Here is a 16013-nt window from a genome sequence, read left to right as displayed (position 1 = left end):
CCGCGGGCCGGCAACCCGATCCCCTGCACCAACCGCTCAGCCGCCAATGGCTATACTCGGGGCATGAAGATCCCCCATCGAAACGTCATCCTGATTCCGCTGGCAGCGGCCTCGCTGCTGTTCCTTGCCGCCTGCGGCAACAAGGGCCCGCTGGTACTGCCGCAGAAGCCGGTGCCGGTGGAAGAGACCGTCGAACCGGCAGCTGCACCTGAAGCGACCCCGGCGGCCACGCCGGCCGCGACCCAGCCGACCAGCGACGGCAGCCCCTCGGTCACCCCGGACCCGATCAAGCCGGTGGACGGCGGGAATGAGTAAGGCCGGTTCCACGGCCCTGCGTTTCAGCAAGATGCATGGCGCGGGCAATGATTTCGTAGTGATCGACCTGCGTGACGGCACCGCACCGCCGACGCCCGGGCTGGCCGCGCGCCTGGCGGATCGCCATACCGGCGTGGGCTGTGATCAGATCCTGACCATCGAAGCGCCGCGTGCGGACGGTTCGGTGGCCTCCTACCGGATCTGGAATGCCGACGGTTCCAACTCCGAGCAGTGCGGCAACGGCGCGCGCTGCATTGCCGCGTGGCTGGTGCGCGAGGGCAGTGCGCAGGGCGACGTGTTCGTGATCGACAGCCCGCTGGCCAGCCATGAAGTGAAGGTGCTGGGCGATGGCCAGTTCGCGGTGACCATGGGCGTGCCGGCATTCGAGCCGTCCACCGTGCCGCTGGTGGGTTTTGCCCACCCGCGCGAGGAATACCTGCTGCCGCTGCAGGGCGAGAGCGTGCGGTTCGCCGCGGTGTCGATGGGCAACCCGCATGCGGTGATCGAAGTGGGCCTGATCGACGCGGCGCCGGTCGAGCGCGTCGGTGCGCTGCTGCAACAGCACGCGTCGTTCCCGCGCTCGGTGAACGTGGGTTTTGCCCAGGTGATGGGCCCGGATCATGCGCGCCTGCGCGTGTTCGAGCGTGGCGTCGGCGAAACCCTGGCCTGCGGCAGTGGCGCCTGTGCCGCCGCCGTCACCCTGATGCAGCGCGGCCGGCTGCAGCGTGATGCACGCATCAGCCTGCCCGGGGGCGAGCTGCGCATCCAGTGGCCGGGCGATGGCCAGCCGGTGGTGATGGCGGGCCCGACCGCATTCGTCTTCGAAGGGGAGTGGATCGCATGACCGAAACCGTCGACAAGCTCGGGGCCCACGACGTTGCCGCCTGGTTGCGGCGGCATCCGGGCTTCCTCAAGCAGTTCCCGGACCTGGCCCTGACCCTGGTGGTGCCGCGTGACGACGGCCCGACCGCGTCGCTGGCCAGCTACCAGCTGGAAGTGCTGCGCGAGAAGAACCGCGAGCTGGCACGACGGTTGGCCGACCTGGGCGCGACCGCCCAGGTCAACGAACGCCTGGCGGTGCGCACGCACCAGCTGACCCTGGCGTTGATGAAGCAGGACAACGCCGCCGACACCCTGCGCGCGATGGCCGCTTCATTGCAGGAAGACTTCGCCGGCGATCTGGTGCGGCTGGTGGTGCATACGCCGGTGGCCGGGCTGGAGCAGGCCGACTGGCTGCAGGTGATCGCCGCCGATGATCCGCAGCTGGGTCCGTTCCGCGATTGCCTGAAGGACGGCGAGCCGATCTGCGGTCGCCTGCAACCGGAAAAGAATGCCGTGCTGTACGGCGTGCGCAGCGAGGAAGTGCAGACCACCGCACTGCTGCCGCTGCCCGGTGTGGGCCTGATCGCAGTCGGCAGCCATGACCCGAACCGCTTCTACCCGGGCATGGGGACGTTGTTCCTGCGCATGATGGGCGACGCCCTGGTCACCGGCCTGAAGCGCTTCGCGGGCTGAGCAGGGTACGACGACGATGAGCGCGGTACAGGCCTTCCTGCAGCACCTGCAGGTGGAGCGGCGGATGTCGGCGCACACGCTCGACGCCTACCGCCGCGACCTGGACGCGCTGTCGGCATGGGCCGAGCCCCGCGGCATGGCCGTGGAAGCGCTCGATGCCGAAACGTTGCGCCAGTTCGTCGCCGATGAGCATCGCCGTGGGCTGTCGGCCAAGAGCCTGCAGCGCCGCTTGTCCGCCTGCCGCAGTTTCTACGCGTGGCTGCTGAAGCACGGCCGCATCGAGGTCAGCCCGGCGGCGACGCTGAAAGCGCCGCGTGCACCGCGGCGGTTGCCGCAGGTGCTCGATGCCGACGAAGCGGTGCAGCTGGTCGAACTGGAACCGGAAGGTGAACTCGGCCGCCGCGATCGCGCGCTGCTGGAGCTGTTCTATTCCTCGGGCCTGCGCCTGAGCGAAGTCTGCGCGCTGACCTGGCGCGACCTGGACTTCGCCAGCGGCCTGGTCAACGTGATGGGCAAGGGCAATCGCCAGCGCCGGGTACCGTTCGGGCGGCCGGCACGCGAAGCACTGCAGGCCTGGCGTGCAGAAAGCGGGGGCGGCCCGGCCTCGCCGGTGTTTCCCGGCCGCAACGGGCCGATCAGCCAACGCGCGGTGCAGATCCGCATCCGCCAGCTGGCGCAGCGCCAGGGCCTGTTCAAGCACGTGCACCCGCACATGCTGCGGCACAGTTTCGCCAGCCACATCCTCGAATCGTCCGGTGACCTGCGTGGCGTGCAGGAACTGCTCGGCCACGCCGACATCGCCACCACGCAGATCTACACCCACCTCGATTTCCAGCACCTGGCCAAGGTCTACGACGCCGCGCATCCGCGCGCCAAGCGCCGCAGCAAGGGCGACAAGGCTGAATAGCCCCTCCTTGATCTGGATCAGGGCAGGTCGGGTGCAACCGGCGCACCGTGGCCGCAGGCCACGAGGACAGCGCCACCATGGCGAAGCCGATTCCCCTGCATCCCAAACACCCCGAGCGTATCTGCTGGGGCTGCGACCGCTACTGCGCGGCCGACGCGCTGGCCTGCGGCAATGGCTCCGGCCGCACCCAGCATCCGATCGAGACGCAGGGTGAAGACTGGTACCTCGCGTGGGGGATCGAGCCCAATCCGGAGCGGCCTTCGCAAGCAAAGCGCTGAACGGCAGCCATCCGCGCAGGCTTGATCGCACCCGGCGCTGTCCCCATGTCCCGTGAACAGCTATCGGAGGCCGCATGGACCCCAGTCAGAACCCCAACGTTTTCCACGCCACCACCATCGTCTGCGTCCGTCGCGGCGAGCACGTGGCCATTGCCGGCGACGGCCAGGTCACGCTGGGCCACACCGTGATGAAGGGCAATGCGCGCAAGGTGCGCCGCCTGGGCCGCGACGGCCAGGTGCTGGCCGGCTTCGCCGGTGCCGCCGCCGATGCCTTCACCCTGTTCGAGCTGTTCGAGGCCAAGCTGGAAAAGCACGGCCAGCTGCAGCGCGCGGCGGTCGAGCTGGCCAAGGATTGGCGCACCGAGCGCCGCCTGGGCAAGCTGGAGGCCCTGCTGGCGGTGGCCGACAAGGAAACCTCGCTGATCATCAGTGGCACCGGCGATGTGATCGAGCCGGAGGACGGCATCATCGCCATCGGTTCCGGTGGCTCCTATGCACTGTCGGCTGCCCGCGCGCTGATGGCGCACACCGAACTGGATGCGCGCACCATTGCCAGCGAAGCGATCGGCATCGCCGGTGACATCTGCATCTACACCAACCGCAACGTGGTGGTCGAGGAACTCTGAGGTCGTGCCGGCCGCTGGCCGGCACCCTCATGATCCCCCACGCGCGTGCCTGGTTGCCGGCCAGCGGCCGGCACGACCGACAACGAATCCGTGAGCACATCCATGTCGAAGATCGAAGTTTCCTCCGCCACCATGACCCCGCGCGAGATCGTGCAGGAACTGGACCGGCACATCGTCGGCCAGCACGACGCCAAGCGCGCGGTGGCCATCGCCCTGCGCAACCGCTGGCGCCGCATGCAGCTGGTGCCGGAGCTGCGCAATGAAGTGATGCCGAAGAACATCCTGATGATCGGCCCGACCGGCGTCGGCAAGACCGAGATCGCGCGCCGCCTGGCCACGCTGGCCAACGCGCCGTTCGTCAAGGTTGAAGCCACCCGCTTCACCGAAGTGGGCTACGTCGGCAAGGACGTCGAGCAGATCATCCGTGACCTGGCCGATACCGCAGTGAAGCTGTACCGCGAACAGGCCAAGGTGCGCGTGCGTACGCAGGCCGAAGAGCGTGCCGAAGACCGCATCCTCGATGCGCTGTTGCCGCGTCGCAGCGGTGGCATCGGTTTCGATCCGGAAGTGGCCCGCAACGAGCCGTCGGCGCAGGACAACGAGACCCGCATCAAGTTCCGCAAGATGCTGCGCAATGGCGAACTGGACGAACGCGAGATCGAACTCGACCTGGCCGCCAATGTCAGCATGGACATCATGACCCCGCCGGGTATGGAGGAAATGGGCCAGCAGCTGAAGTCGATGTTCGCCAACCTCGGTGGTGGCGCCAAGGCGCACAAGCGCACGCTGACCATCAAGGCCGCGCGCCCGCTGCTGATCGAGGAAGAAGCCGGCAAGCTGGTCAACGAGGACGACATCCGCACCGCGGCGATCGAAGCCTGCGAACAGCACGGCATCGTCTTCATCGACGAGATCGACAAGGTCGCCAAGCGTGGCGATAACGTGGGCGGCGGCGATGTGTCGCGCGAAGGCGTGCAGCGTGACCTGCTGCCGCTGGTGGAAGGCTCCAACGTGTCCACCAAGTACGGCACGATCAAGACCGACCACATCCTGTTCATCGCATCGGGTGCGTTCCACCTGGCCAAGCCCAGCGACCTGATTCCGGAGCTGCAGGGTCGATTCCCGATCCGCGTGGAGCTGGGCGCGCTGAGCAAGAACGATTTCGTGCGCATCCTGACCGAGCCGAAGGCCGCGCTGACCAAGCAGTACGAAGCGCTGCTGGCCACCGAGGGCGTCAAGGTCAGCTTCACCGCCGATGCCATCGAGCGCCTGGCCGAGATCGCCTTCCAGGTGAACGAGCGCCAGGAAAACATCGGTGCGCGCCGCCTGCATACCGTGCTGGAGCGCCTGCTGGATTCGCTCAGCTACGAGGCACCGGATCGCGACGGCGAGACGCTTGCCATCGACAGCGCCTACGTCGATGCGCATCTGGGCGAGCTGGTGCAGGACCCGGACCTGAGCCGATACATCCTGTGATGCACAAGGCCGCCGAAAGGCGGCCCTTTTCTTGCGCGAAGGGCATCCACGCATGGCGTGGATTTACTGTCTGGCACGGTAGGCCCGCAGTACCTGGTCGATCACCGCGTTGGTGCGGGCGGCGCTGACGCCGGTCGAGGGCGAGCGTCCGTGGCCGCGCAGTTCGTCCACGAGGGTGGCAATCAACGGCTGCTGGATCGTAGGCGGGTTCGGGATCTCGAACGCCTGCATGCCCGCGTCGGTTTCCAGCAGCACCGGGACGTCCTCGAAGGTGGCAAAACGCAGCTGCCCACGGTCGCCGGTGATTTCGATTTCATCCTGGCGGCGGAACGCACAGAAACTCCACTGCGCGATGCCGTGCGCACCGGTTCCGGTGCGGAAGCACATCGAGACGCTGTCCTCGGCCGCATACGCGCCTGCCTGCGAACTGGCCAGGCCGCTGACATCGCTCAGCGGGCCCAGCAGATGGTCGAGCAGGTCCAGGGTGTGCGAGCCGAGATCGACGAACAGGCCGCCGCCGGAGATGGCAGGGTTGGTCCGCCAGAAGTCCGGCGATGTGGCATGCGCCGAGTGTGGCCGGTGCAGGGTCGCGCGCACGCTGCGCGGCGTACCGATCGCGCCGCTGTCCAGCAACTGCTTGGCCTTCTCGAAGCGGGGCAGGGCGCGTCGGTAATAGGCAACGAACACCGGTACGCCACTGCGTGCGCTGGCCTCCAGAATGCGCACGCACTCGCCATGGTCCATGGCCATGGGCTTTTCGATATAGACCGGCTTGCCCGCCGCAATGGCCTGCAACGCGTACTGCATGTGGGTGGAGGGCGGCGTGGCGACGTAGATCGCGTTCACCTCCGGATCGGCGATGAGCGCATCGGCATCGGCATACCAGCGGGGAATCGCATGGCGCCGTGCGTAATCCTCGGCCAGTGCCGCATTGCGGCGCATCACGGCAGCCACCCGTGAACCGGGCGTGCCGGCCAGCGCAGGGCCACTCTTCTTTTCGGTGACGCTGCCGCAACCGATGAAGCCCCATACAACGTTGTCCAGGATCATCGCTGCGTTTCCGGGGAGAAGCAGGGAGGGTGCAGGGCCGTGGCGCCAGGCGCAACCCGGTTCACGCCTCCGGCAACGGCTCGGGCACCGTTCCGGGCACGAATACGCCGTCCTTCACGTAGGCGGCCAGGGTCATGTCCAGCGCGAGCATGCCGTCGCGCTTGAGGTCCATCAGTTCCGGTTCGACCATCGCCCCGTGCAGCACGCCCAGCACCGTGGCGTGCAGCATGCGCGCGGCGATCTTCGGGTCGGCGCCGTCGCGCAGCTGGCCCAGGTCCCCGGCGCGACGCAACGCCCGTTCCATCCGGTCCAGTGCATCGCGGAAACCGGCCTGCTGCATTTCGGTCAGCACCCTGGTGTCGGCCGAGGCATCGCTGCGCAGCATGATTTCCATGGTCTTGCGCAGGCGCTCGTCCTCGGACAGCTCGATGAACGAGTGGATCATCACCGCGCGCAGGTCATGCACCGGCGTGTCGCGCTGGTCGGTGGAGGTGCGCTCCAGTTCCTGCATGAAAGGCAGATGCACGCGCTCGACGATCGCGGCCAGCACCTCGCCCTTGTTCTTGAAGCGCCAGTACACCGCGCCACGGGTGTAGCCGGCGCGGGCGCCGATCATCTCCAGCGTGGTACGGGCCACGCCGTGTTCATGGAAGCAGGCTTCGGCGGCGTCAAGGATGCCTTCCCGGGTTGCCTGGGTGTCCTCTTTGGTCTTGCGGGCCATGGGTGTGGGTACGAGTGCGGGTGAAACGTGGCTGAATTGTACCGGTTTACAAACAAACACGCATGTATGTATATTTCGCACCCATCATTCCCGCCGTGTGCGTGGCAGGCCCGTTCTGGCTACCACTCATCGCCGGTATGCGTTGTGTGCTGGCGCTTTTGGCCCGTTTCAGCGTTTTTTGAGATTCCTTCCCCTAAGAGCCTTTCCGTCATGTTGCTGAGCCGAATCCGACCCTTCGCGCTGTCGCTGGCCATCGCCGCGACCGTGGCTGCCTGTGGCGGCCAACCCCAGGCCCCCGAACAGGGCCCGGGCGATGTCACCGTGGTCACGCTGAAGTCCGAGACCGTGGGCCTGACCCGCGAACTGCCTGGCCGCACCAATGCCTTCCTGGTGGCCGAAGTGCGCCCGCAGGTCAACGGCATCGTTGCCAAGCGCCTGTTCACCGAGGGCGGCATGGTCAAGGCCGGCGAGCCGCTGTACCAGCTCGATGACGCCAGCTACCGCGCCCAGGCCAACAACGCCCGCGCCCAGCTGGCCCGCGCCGAAGCCACCGCCAACGCCGCCCGCCTGAGCGCCAAGCGCATCACCGAGCTGGCCAAGGTCGACGCGGTCAGCCAGCAGGACCTGGAAAACGCCGTGGCCGCGCAGAAGCAGGCCGAGGCCGACGTCGGTGCCGCCAAGGCCTCGCTGGACGCGGCCAACGTCACCCTCGGCTACGCCCGCATCACCGCGCCGATCAGCGGCCGCATCGGCAAGTCCAGCGTCACCCAGGGTGCGCTGGTCAGCGCCGGCCAGGCCAACGCGCTGGCCACCGTGCAGCAGCTGGACCCGATCTATGTGGACCTGACCCAGTCCTCGGCCGAGCTGCTGCAGTTGCGTCGCGAACTGGCCGCCGGCCGCCTGCAGGACAACCAGACCCTGCCGGTCAGCATCCTGATGGAAGACGGCAGCACCTTCGAGCACAAGGGCACGCTGGAGTTCTCCGAGGTCAGCGTCGATCCGGCCACCGGCAGCTTCGGGCTGCGCGTGAAGGTGGACAACCCCGACGGCCTGCTGATGCCGGGCATGTACGTGCGTGCGGTGATCGGCGGCGGCGTGCGCAGCGATGCGGTGCTGGTGCCGATGCAGGGCATCGCCCGTGATCCGAAGGGCGACACCACGGCGATGGTGGTCGACAAGGACAACAAGGTCGAAGTGCGCCCGGTCAAGGTCAGCCGCACGGTCGGCGACAAGTGGCTGGTCGATGACGGTCTGAAGGCCGGCGACAAGGTCATTGTCGAAGGCCTGCAGAAGATCGGCCCCGGCATGCCGGTCAAGGCCACCGAGAAGGGCGCTGCACCGGCCAAGCCGGCGGCAGCCGCCCAGCCTGCCGCCCCGGCCGGCGACGCGAAGTAAGCGGAGAACCCCATGGCACGCTTTTTCATCGATCGACCCATCTTCGCGTGGGTGATCGCCATCATCATCATGCTCGCCGGCGGCCTGGCCCTGTTCAAGCTGCCGGTCTCGATGTACCCCAACGTCGCACCGCCGGCGGTGGAAATCAGCGCCACCTATCCGGGTGCATCGGCCAAGGTGGTCGAGGACTCGGTGACGCAGATCATCGAGCAGAACATGAAGGGCCTTGATGGCCTGATCTACTTCTCCTCCAACAGCTCGTCCAACGGCCAGGCCACCATCACCCTGACCTTCGAGAGCGGCACCAACCCGGACATCGCCCAGGTGCAGGTGCAGAACAAGCTGCAGCTGGCCATGCCGCTGCTGCCGCAGGAAGTACAGCGGCAGGGCATCAACGTGGCCAAGTCCAGCTCGGGCTTCCTGAACGTCATCGCGTTCGTGTCCGAGAACGGCAGCATGGATGCCAACGACATCGCCGACTACGTTGGTTCCAACGTCGTCGATCGCCTGAGCCGCGTGCCGGGCGTGGGCAACATCCAGGTGTTCGGTGGCAAGTACGCCATGCGCATCTGGCTGGACCCGAACAAGCTGCACACCTATGGCCTGTCGGTTGCCGAAGTGACGGCAGCGGTAAAGGCGCAGAACGCCCAGGTGGCCATCGGCCAGCTCGGCGGTGCGCCGTCGGTGAAGGGCCAGCAGCTCAACGCCACCATCAACGCGCAGTCGCGCCTGCAGACCCCGGAACAGTTCCGCAACATCATCGTGCGCGGTGCGCAGGACGGTGCCGAACTGCGCCTGGGTGATGTCGCCCGCGTCGAACTGGGTGCCGAGTCCTACGACTTCGTCACCCGCTACAACGGCCAGCCGGCCAGCGGCCTGGCGGTCACCCTGGCCACCGGCGCCAACGCGCTGGACACCGCGGCCGGCGTGGATGCCGCGCTGCAGGACATGAAGAGCTTCTTCCCGGCCGGCCTGAAGGCCGAGATCCCGTACGACACCACCCCGTTCGTGCGCGTGTCGATCAAGGGCGTGGTGCAGACCCTGATCGAAGCGATCGTGCTGGTGTTCGTGGTGATGTACCTGTTCCTGCAGAACTTCCGCGCCACCCTGATCCCGACCATCGCCGTGCCGGTGGTGCTGCTGGGTACCTTCGGCGTGCTGGCGATGCTGGGCTTCTCGGTGAACATGCTGACCATGTTCGCGATGGTGCTGGCGATCGGCCTGCTGGTGGACGATGCCATCGTGGTGGTGGAGAACGTCGAGCGCATCATGTCCGAGGAAGGACTGTCGCCGCTCGAAGCGACCCGCAAGTCGATGGGCCAGATCACCGGCGCGCTGGTGGGTATCGGCCTGGTGCTGTCGGCGGTGTTCGTGCCGATGGCCTTCATGAGCGGCTCCACCGGCGTGATCTACCGCCAGTTCTCGGCCACGATCGTCTCGGCGATGGCGTTGTCGGTGCTGGTGGCGATCGTGCTGACCCCGGCGCTGTGCGCGACCATGCTCAAGCCGCTGAAGAAGGGCGAGCACCACGTCGCGCACAAGGGCTGGTCCGGTCGTTTCTTCAACGGCTTCAACCGTGGTTTCGACCGCACCAGCGAAAGCTACCAGCGTGGCGTGCGCGGCATCATCCACCGTCCGTGGCGCTTCATGGGCATCGTGGCGGCGCTGTTCGTGCTGATGGGCGTGCTGTTCGTGCGCCTGCCCAGTTCGTTCCTGCCCAACGAGGACCAGGGCGTGCTGATGGCGCTGGTGCAGGCGCCGGTCGGTGCCACCCAGGAGCGCACGCTGGAATCGATCACGGCACTGGAAAACCACTTCCTGCAGAACGAGAAGGATGCGGTGGAATCGGTGTTCTCGGTGCAGGGCTTCAGCTTTGCCGGCATGGGACAGAACGCGGGCATGGCCTTCGTCAAGCTGAAGGACTGGAGCGAGCGTGACGCCGACAACGGCGTGATGCCGATCACCGGGCGCGCGATGGCGGCCCTGGGCCAGATCAAGGATGCCTTCATCTTCGCCTTCCCGCCGCCAGCCATTCCGGAACTGGGTACCGCCTCGGGCTATACCTTCTTCCTGAAGGACAACAGCGGCCAGGGCCACGAGGCCCTGGTGGCCGCGCGCAACCAGCTGCTGGGCCTCGCTGCGGGCAGCAAGAAGCTGGCCAACGTGCGTCCGAACGGGCAGGAAGACACGCCGCAGTTCCGCATCGACATCGACGCGGCCAAGGCGACCTCGCTGGGGCTGTCGATCGACCAGATCAACGGCACCCTGGCCGCCGCGTGGGGCAGTTCGTACATCGATGACTTCGTCGATCGCGGCCGTGTCAAGCGCGTGTTCGTGCAGGCCGACCAGCCGTTCCGCATGGTGCCGGAGGACTTCGACCTCTGGTCGGTGAAGAACGACAAGGGCGAGATGGTGCCGTTCAGCGCGTTCGCCAGCAAGCACTGGGACTACGGCTCGCCGCGCCTGGAGCGCTACAACGGTGTGTCGGCGATGGAGATCCAGGGCGAACCGGCCCCGGGTGTCGCTTCGGGCGATGCCATGGCCGAGATCGAACAGCTGGCCAAGCAGCTGCCGGCAGGCTTCGGCATCGAATGGACGGCGATGTCCTACCAGGAACGCCAGGCGGGTTCGCAGACGCCGCTGCTGTACACGCTGTCGCTGATGATCGTGTTCCTGTGCCTGGCCGCGATGTATGAAAGCTGGAGCGTGCCGACCGCCGTGCTGCTGGCCGCCCCGCTGGGCATCCTCGGCGCGGTGCTGGCCAACACCTTCAAGGGCCTGGAACGCGACATCTACTTCCAGGTGGCGATGCTGACCACGGTGGGCCTGACCAGCAAGAACGCGATCCTGATCGTCGAGTTCGCCAAGGAAAACCTGGAGAAGGGCGCCAGCCTGATCGAGTCGATCATGCATGCCGTGCGCGACCGCCTGCGCCCGATCGTGATGACCTCGCTGGCCTTCGGCATGGGCGTGGTACCGCTGGCGATCTCCACCGGTGCCGGCTCCGGCGCCAAGCAGGCGATCGGCACCGGCGTGCTCGGCGGCATGATCGTCGGCACCGTGCTCGGCGTGTTCTTCGTGCCGCTGTTCTTCGTCGTGGTGCAGCGCGTGTTCAAGCGCAAATCCTCCACGTAAGCGAAACGGCAGTGCCGGCCGCTGGCCGGCACTGCCTCCTGCCATCCGGCAGTACCGATGGAAGCCATCCCATGAAAAGTGCATCCCTGTTCCTTTCCATTGCCGCCGCGCTTGCGCTGGCCGGCTGCTCCACCCTGGTGCCGAAGAACACCGCCGTCGCGCCGGCCATTCCGGCGCAGTGGCCGGCCGAGGCCGCGCAGGGCCAGGTGGCCGATGTTGCCGCCGTTGGCTGGCGCGACTTCTTCACCGACGCGCGCCTGCAGCAGGTGATCGACCAGTCGCTGCAGAACAACCGCGACCTGCGCGTGGCCGTGCTCAACGTGGAACGCGCACGCGGCCAGTACCGCGTGCAGCGCGCCGACCGCGTACCCGGCGTGGCCGTCACCGGCCAGATGCAGCGCCAGGGCACCGACGCCGGCGTCACCGAGCAGTTCACCGCGGGCGTGGGTGTGGCCGAGTTCGAGCTCGACCTGTTCGGCCGCGTGCGCAACCTCAGCGAGGAAGCGCTGCAGCAGTACTTCGCTGTGGCGGCCAACCGCCGCAATGCGCAGCTGAGCCTGGTGGCCGAGACCGCGACCGCGTGGCTGACCTATGGTGCCGACGCACAGCGGCTGAAGATCGCCGATGCCACGCTGAAGACCTACGAGGATTCGCTGCGCCTGGCCGAGGCCCGCCACGAGCGTGGTGGCAGTTCGGCGCTGGAGCTGACCCAGACCCGTACGCTGGTGGAAACCGCGCGCACCGATGCCGCACGCCTGCGTGGGCAGCTGGCCCAGGACCGCAATGCGCTGGCGTTGCTGGCCGGTGGCCAGTTGGATCCGGCACTGCTGCCGGACAGCATCGAACCGCAGCTGCTGGCGCTGGCACCGCCGCCGGCCGGCCTGCCCAGCGACGTGCTGCTGCAGCGCCCGGACATCATGGCCGCCGAACACCAGCTGCTGGCCGCCAACGCCAACATCGGCGCGGCGCGCGCGGCATTCTTTCCGAGCATCTCGCTGACCGGCAGCATTGGCAGTGGTTCGACCGAACTGTCCAACCTGTTCGACAGCGGCACCCGCGTGTGGAGCTTCCTGCCCAAGATCACCCTGCCGATCTTCCAGGGCGGCAAGCTGCGCGCCAACCTGGCCATTGCCAACGCCGACCGCGATATCGCGCTGGCGCAGTACGAGAAATCGATCCAGGTCGGCTTCCGCGAAACTGCCGATGCGCTGGCGCTGAATGTCAGCCTGGATGAGCAGGTGAGTGCACAGCAGCGCCTGGTGGATGCGGCCGAACAGGCCAACCGCCTGTCGCAGGCGCGTTATGACGCCGGCCTGGACAGCTTCGTCACCCTGCTCGATGCACGGCGTACCGCCTACACCGCGCAGCAGACCCAGCTGCAGGCACAGCTGGCCCAGCAGGCCAACCGCATCACGTTGTACAAGGTGCTGGGCGGCGGCTGGCACGAGCGCGGGTAAGCAGCGCTTCTGGTAGGTGCCAACCTTGGTGGCACGAATGCGTCAGCGCAGGCGGCTGGCCCTGTGCCAACCAAGGTTGGCACCTACCTTGATGATCGATGGGAGTGCCGGCCGCTGGCCGGCATTGTCATTCCAGGGCCTGCTACACCGCCTCATCGTCGCGGCGGGTGGCATGGCAGGCGCGCACCCGTGCCAGCGCGTCGCCGGCTTCGCGCGCCATGCGCTCGTATTCGCGGCGGATCTCTTCCAGTCGCTCTTCGTCCAGTTCTTCCAGATCCAACAGTTCGTTGTTGGCTTCGGCCGTCGCGCGGATCAGCTCGTCGAGCTTGATCTGCATCGCCGCGGTGTCCGCGTTCTGCGTGTGCTGGATCAGGAACACCATCAGGAAGGTGATGATGGTGGTACCGGTGTTGATCACCAGCTGCCAGGTGTCGTTGAAACCGAACAGCGGGCCACTGATGCCCCAGATCACCACGATCGCGACCGCAGCCAGGAAGGTCCACGGCGAACCGGTGGCGGCCGCGGCCTTCTTGGCGATCGTATTGAACAGGTTTCTTGCTTTCATCGTCGTCGTCCCACTCAGGTGACGAGGATGATCGGCAGTGCCTTGTGCAGGGGCCGTGCAGCTCAGGCGCGCAGGCGCGGAGCGTCCTGCAGGCGCACCCGGCTGGTCTGGTAGACATGCTGCCAGCAGCGGTCGACGAACTCGCGGGCCTGGGCTTCACTCAGGCGCGGCATGATCTGCAGGGCGTACTGGGTCTGGAACATCTCGTCGCGCTGCGCATTGCTGGCGCGCGGCTGGGTGATCAGCGAATCGCAGGCGAACTTGATCCACGGCACGTACGAGCCGAACGAGTTGTGCGGCAGTGCACCGTCGGCATGCTGGCGACGCCAGTGGTCAAGCTCGGCGTCTACGTTGATGACCGGGGGAATGGTGGGAACTTCAGCGTGCATGTCGATCCAATCGGTTGAAGTGGATGGGAATGGGGGTTCATCGCAGTGTGGCCTGAGCGGCAGTGGATGCCGCGTCAGGGAGATGTGCAGCCAGCGTTGCGATGGCCGATCAGTTGCGCATGCTCGACCGCGCCCATTTCTTCGGCCATGTCGGCCATTGCGTTGCACAGGCGCTCGTGGTCGAGCGGACGGCCCTGTACCAGTTCCAGCTGCAGGCCCTGGTAGGCCGTCCAGAACAGGGCGCCACGCTGGTGCAGCGCGAACTGCTGCTGCAGGCGCGTGCGGATGGCGGCGAGGGTCGGGTCGGGCGTGGGGCGTACGGCGTGCGCGCACATGGCTGGCTCCGCCGGGGGGAAGAAGGTCCCGGTAACCCCACCCTAGGCGCACTGCGCGGGTGGGGTGTTACCGCAGCGTGTGCAGGCAGTCCCGCTGACTGTGCACGGGATCACAACAATCGCCGCAAACGCTGCCGGCACTAGGGCGTGCCAGCACTGAAGCGTTCATTAAGCAGGTTCAACAGTACGCTGCGCGGTGCTCATTCGCCGATGTCTTCGTTCCAGATCTCCGGATGCTGCGCAATGAAGCCGCCGAGCAGATCGACGCATTCCTGGCTGTCGAGATCGATAACGTTGACGCCGTTTTCGCGCAGCCAGTCGATGCCGCCCTGGAAGGTACGCGATTCGCCCACCACCACCGTGCCGATGTTGAACTGGCGCACCAGCCCCGAGCAGTACCAGCACGGGGCCAGGGTGGTGACCATGATGGTGTCCTGGTAGCGGCGCTGGCGGCCGGCCTTGCGGAACGCGTCGGTCTCGCCGTGCACGGAAGGGTCGCCTTCCTGCACGCGTCGGTTGTGGCCGCAGCCGAGCAGGCGGCCGTCGTTGTGGTACAGCGCCGCGCCGATCGGCACGCCGCCTTCGGCCAGGCCCTGGCGGGCTTCGGCGATGGCGGTCTGCAGCAGGGCCTGGTAGTCGGGCGTGGTGATCATGCGGGGCTCCGGTAAGTCGTGGCCCGCCATGATACGGGCAGGGGGTGCCGCTGGCTCCCGGCGGTGCGATAATCGGGGCCATGAGCGAATCCCCCTACAAAGCCGGTACCACCCATTTCGGGTTCCGCGACGTCGCCGCCAAGGACAAGCAGAAGCTGGTCGGCCAGGTGTTCACCTCGGTCGCGCGCAACTACGACCTGATGAACGACCTGATGAGCCTGGGCGTGCACCGGGCGTGGAAGCGCTACTACGTGGCGACCGCGCAGGTGAAGCCGGGCGACCGCGTGCTCGACCTGGCCGGTGGCACCGGCGACATCGCCGCCCTGCTGAAGGAGCGCGTGGGCGCCGAAGGCTCGGTGGTGCTGGGCGACATCAACGCCGGCATGCTGTCGGTCGGCCGTGACCGCCTGACCAACCGCGGCCTGGTGCTCGGCCTGGACTACGTGCAGTGCAACGCCGAGGCCCTGCCGTTCCCGGACAACAGCTTCGACCTGGTGACCATCGCCTTCGGCCTGCGCAACGTGACCGACAAGGACGCCGGCCTGCGCGAGATGTATCGCGTGCTGAAGGTGGGCGGCCAGGCCCGCGTGCTGGAGTTCTCCGAAGTGACCGCGGACTGGTTCAAGCCGATCTACGACTTCCATTCGTTCCGGATCCTGCCCAAGCTGGGCAAGTTGTTCGCCAACGATTCGGACAGCTACCAGTACCTGGCCGAGAGCATCCGCAAGCACCCGCCGCAGGACGAGCTGAAGGCGATGATGGGGCAGGCCGGTTTCGAGCGCTGCCACTACAAGAACCTGACCGGCGGCATCGTCTCGATCCATTCCGGCTACAAGCTGTAAGTCGTGCCTTGGTAGGTGCCAACCTTGGTTGGCACGCCCCGGCTGCGGTCATCCGCTCTGGTGGGTGCCGACCTTGGTCGGCACGCCCAGGCTGCGGTCATCCGCTTTGGTGGGTGCCGACCTTGGTCGGCACGGGCCTGCCGCGAGCGATGAAAGATCCGTGCCAACCAAGGTTGGCATGCGCCGGAGGCGCAGGATCGGCCCCGCCCGCCATTACCCCGCACCGCGCAACGCCTGCGCGGCCGGAGGGAGGTACCATTGGGGTTTGATCCCCGTAACGGTCCCGATTCATGCGTAATCCGCTGATGCTCCTTCCGCTGGCCGTGGCCCTGGCCGCCGGCTGCTCCCAGGAGG

Annotated in this window: 17 protein-coding genes; 11 read left to right on the top strand and 6 right to left on the bottom strand. The window is 67.0% G+C overall.

Features of this window, described 5'->3' with window-relative positions:
• Positions 1-63: 63 nt before the first annotated feature.
• From O0J73_RS16740 to hslU, 7 genes are all read left to right on the top strand, one after another.
• Positions 64-315, top strand: a complete 252-nt coding sequence (locus tag O0J73_RS16740; protein WP_049456714.1) for a lipoprotein — start codon at positions 64-66, stop codon at positions 313-315.
• On the top strand, positions 308-1159 hold the full coding sequence (gene dapF / locus O0J73_RS16735; protein WP_006471090.1) for a diaminopimelate epimerase: 852 nt from the start codon (positions 308-310) through the stop codon (positions 1157-1159). The genes O0J73_RS16740 and dapF overlap by 8 nt, the downstream gene beginning before the upstream one ends.
• Positions 1156-1830 (top strand): DUF484 family protein, encoded by a 675-nt coding sequence (locus tag O0J73_RS16730; protein WP_006471089.1) that lies wholly within the window; start codon positions 1156-1158, stop codon positions 1828-1830. Before dapF ends, O0J73_RS16730 begins: the two co-directional genes overlap by 4 nt.
• A gap of 16 nt (positions 1831-1846) precedes the next feature.
• Complete coding sequence (gene xerC / locus O0J73_RS16725; protein WP_006471088.1) at positions 1847-2737, top strand: tyrosine recombinase XerC; 891 nt, start codon at positions 1847-1849, stop codon at positions 2735-2737.
• Between the two features lie 77 nt (positions 2738-2814).
• Positions 2815-3015: a DUF3079 domain-containing protein gene (locus O0J73_RS16720; RefSeq protein ID WP_006471087.1), complete on the top strand. Its 201-nt coding sequence runs from the start codon at positions 2815-2817 to the stop codon at positions 3013-3015.
• Positions 3016-3089: 74 nt separating this feature from the next.
• Positions 3090-3641 (top strand): ATP-dependent protease subunit HslV, encoded by a 552-nt coding sequence (gene hslV, locus O0J73_RS16715; protein ID WP_005411093.1) that lies wholly within the window; start codon positions 3090-3092, stop codon positions 3639-3641.
• Positions 3642-3743: 102 nt separating this feature from the next.
• The gene (gene hslU, locus O0J73_RS16710; RefSeq protein WP_006471086.1) at positions 3744-5117 is read left to right on the top strand and encodes an ATP-dependent protease ATPase subunit HslU; all 1374 of its coding nucleotides are present in this window, start codon (positions 3744-3746) and stop codon (positions 5115-5117) included.
• 63 nt (positions 5118-5180) lie between these two features.
• Here the strand turns inward: hslU and O0J73_RS16705 are convergent, their stop codons facing one another.
• Together O0J73_RS16705 and smeT are read right to left on the bottom strand one after the other, a co-directional pair.
• On the bottom strand, positions 5181-6167 hold the full coding sequence (locus O0J73_RS16705) for a Gfo/Idh/MocA family oxidoreductase (RefSeq protein ID WP_197563690.1): 987 nt from the start codon (positions 6165-6167) through the stop codon (positions 5181-5183).
• A 61-nt stretch (positions 6168-6228) separates the two neighbouring features.
• Positions 6229-6888 (bottom strand): efflux transporter SmeDEF transcriptional repressor SmeT, encoded by a 660-nt coding sequence (gene smeT, locus O0J73_RS16700; protein ID WP_308309176.1) that lies wholly within the window; start codon positions 6886-6888, stop codon positions 6229-6231.
• Between the two features lie 210 nt (positions 6889-7098).
• Here smeT and smeD point away from each other — a divergent pair, with 210 nt between their 5' ends.
• The 3 genes from smeD (at position 7099) to smeF (ending at position 12875) form a co-directional block, all read left to right on the top strand.
• A complete protein-coding gene (gene smeD / locus O0J73_RS16695) occupies positions 7099-8283 on the top strand; it encodes a multidrug efflux RND transporter periplasmic adaptor subunit SmeD (RefSeq protein WP_008265543.1) in 1185 nt (394 codons plus the stop codon).
• Between the two features lie 12 nt (positions 8284-8295).
• Positions 8296-11418, top strand: a complete 3123-nt coding sequence (smeE, locus tag O0J73_RS16690; RefSeq protein ID WP_053450834.1) for a multidrug efflux RND transporter permease subunit SmeE — start codon at positions 8296-8298, stop codon at positions 11416-11418.
• Positions 11419-11489: 71 nt separating this feature from the next.
• Positions 11490-12875: a multidrug efflux RND transporter outer membrane subunit SmeF gene (smeF, locus tag O0J73_RS16685; RefSeq protein ID WP_197563692.1), complete on the top strand. Its 1386-nt coding sequence runs from the start codon at positions 11490-11492 to the stop codon at positions 12873-12875.
• Between the two features lie 142 nt (positions 12876-13017).
• Here the strand turns inward: smeF and O0J73_RS16680 are convergent, their stop codons facing one another.
• From O0J73_RS16680 to O0J73_RS16665, 4 genes are all read right to left on the bottom strand, one after another.
• The gene (locus O0J73_RS16680) at positions 13018-13440 is read right to left on the bottom strand and encodes a low affinity iron permease family protein (protein ID WP_049456722.1); all 423 of its coding nucleotides are present in this window, start codon (positions 13438-13440) and stop codon (positions 13018-13020) included.
• A 62-nt stretch (positions 13441-13502) separates the two neighbouring features.
• On the bottom strand, positions 13503-13829 hold the full coding sequence (locus O0J73_RS16675) for a hypothetical protein (protein ID WP_008266057.1): 327 nt from the start codon (positions 13827-13829) through the stop codon (positions 13503-13505).
• Between the two features lie 74 nt (positions 13830-13903).
• Entirely contained in the window at positions 13904-14164 is a 261-nt protein-coding gene (locus O0J73_RS16670) for a hypothetical protein (RefSeq protein ID WP_197563693.1), read from the bottom strand.
• Positions 14165-14364: 200 nt separating this feature from the next.
• A complete protein-coding gene (locus O0J73_RS16665; protein WP_005411083.1) occupies positions 14365-14817 on the bottom strand; it encodes a nucleoside deaminase in 453 nt (150 codons plus the stop codon).
• Positions 14818-14897: 80 nt separating this feature from the next.
• On the opposite strand from O0J73_RS16665, the gene ubiE reads away from it, so the two are divergent.
• Positions 14898-15659, top strand: a complete 762-nt coding sequence (gene ubiE, locus O0J73_RS16660) for a bifunctional demethylmenaquinone methyltransferase/2-methoxy-6-polyprenyl-1,4-benzoquinol methylase UbiE (protein ID WP_006471026.1) — start codon at positions 14898-14900, stop codon at positions 15657-15659.
• Positions 15660-16013: the final 354 nt, after the last annotated feature.

Origin of the sequence: Stenotrophomonas sp. Sm6012, assembly GCF_030985895.1 — a bacterium.
In the GTDB taxonomy this organism is placed as follows: domain Bacteria; phylum Pseudomonadota; class Gammaproteobacteria; order Xanthomonadales; family Xanthomonadaceae; genus Stenotrophomonas; species Stenotrophomonas forensis.
Note: the sequence above shows the minus strand (reverse complement) of the source record. Positions and strands in the feature narration are given on the sequence as shown.

Bases quoted from the DNA above. Each gene is read 5' to 3' on its own strand.
- O0J73_RS16740 (WP_049456714.1), top strand. From the start codon at position 64: ATGAAGATCCCCCATCGAAACGTCATCCTGATTCCGCTGGCAGCGGCC.
- dapF (WP_006471090.1), top strand. From the start codon at position 308: ATGAGTAAGGCCGGTTCCACGGCCCTGCGTTTCAGCAAGATGCATGGC.
- O0J73_RS16730 (WP_006471089.1), top strand. From the start codon at position 1,156: ATGACCGAAACCGTCGACAAGCTCGGGGCCCACGACGTTGCCGCCTGG.
- xerC (WP_006471088.1), top strand. From the start codon at position 1,847: ATGAGCGCGGTACAGGCCTTCCTGCAGCACCTGCAGGTGGAGCGGCGG.
- O0J73_RS16720 (WP_006471087.1), top strand. From the start codon at position 2,815: ATGGCGAAGCCGATTCCCCTGCATCCCAAACACCCCGAGCGTATCTGC.
- hslV (WP_005411093.1), top strand. From the start codon at position 3,090: ATGGACCCCAGTCAGAACCCCAACGTTTTCCACGCCACCACCATCGTC.
- hslU (WP_006471086.1), top strand. From the start codon at position 3,744: ATGTCGAAGATCGAAGTTTCCTCCGCCACCATGACCCCGCGCGAGATC.
- O0J73_RS16705 (WP_197563690.1), bottom strand. From the start codon at position 6,167: ATGATCCTGGACAACGTTGTATGGGGCTTCATCGGTTGCGGCAGCGTC.
- smeT (WP_308309176.1), bottom strand. From the start codon at position 6,888: ATGGCCCGCAAGACCAAAGAGGACACCCAGGCAACCCGGGAAGGCATC.
- smeD (WP_008265543.1), top strand. From the start codon at position 7,099: ATGTTGCTGAGCCGAATCCGACCCTTCGCGCTGTCGCTGGCCATCGCC.
- smeE (WP_053450834.1), top strand. From the start codon at position 8,296: ATGGCACGCTTTTTCATCGATCGACCCATCTTCGCGTGGGTGATCGCC.
- smeF (WP_197563692.1), top strand. From the start codon at position 11,490: ATGAAAAGTGCATCCCTGTTCCTTTCCATTGCCGCCGCGCTTGCGCTG.
- O0J73_RS16680 (WP_049456722.1), bottom strand. From the start codon at position 13,440: ATGAAAGCAAGAAACCTGTTCAATACGATCGCCAAGAAGGCCGCGGCC.
- O0J73_RS16675 (WP_008266057.1), bottom strand. From the start codon at position 13,829: ATGCACGCTGAAGTTCCCACCATTCCCCCGGTCATCAACGTAGACGCC.
- O0J73_RS16670 (WP_197563693.1), bottom strand. From the start codon at position 14,164: ATGTGCGCGCACGCCGTACGCCCCACGCCCGACCCGACCCTCGCCGCC.
- O0J73_RS16665 (WP_005411083.1), bottom strand. From the start codon at position 14,817: ATGATCACCACGCCCGACTACCAGGCCCTGCTGCAGACCGCCATCGCC.
- ubiE (WP_006471026.1), top strand. From the start codon at position 14,898: ATGAGCGAATCCCCCTACAAAGCCGGTACCACCCATTTCGGGTTCCGC.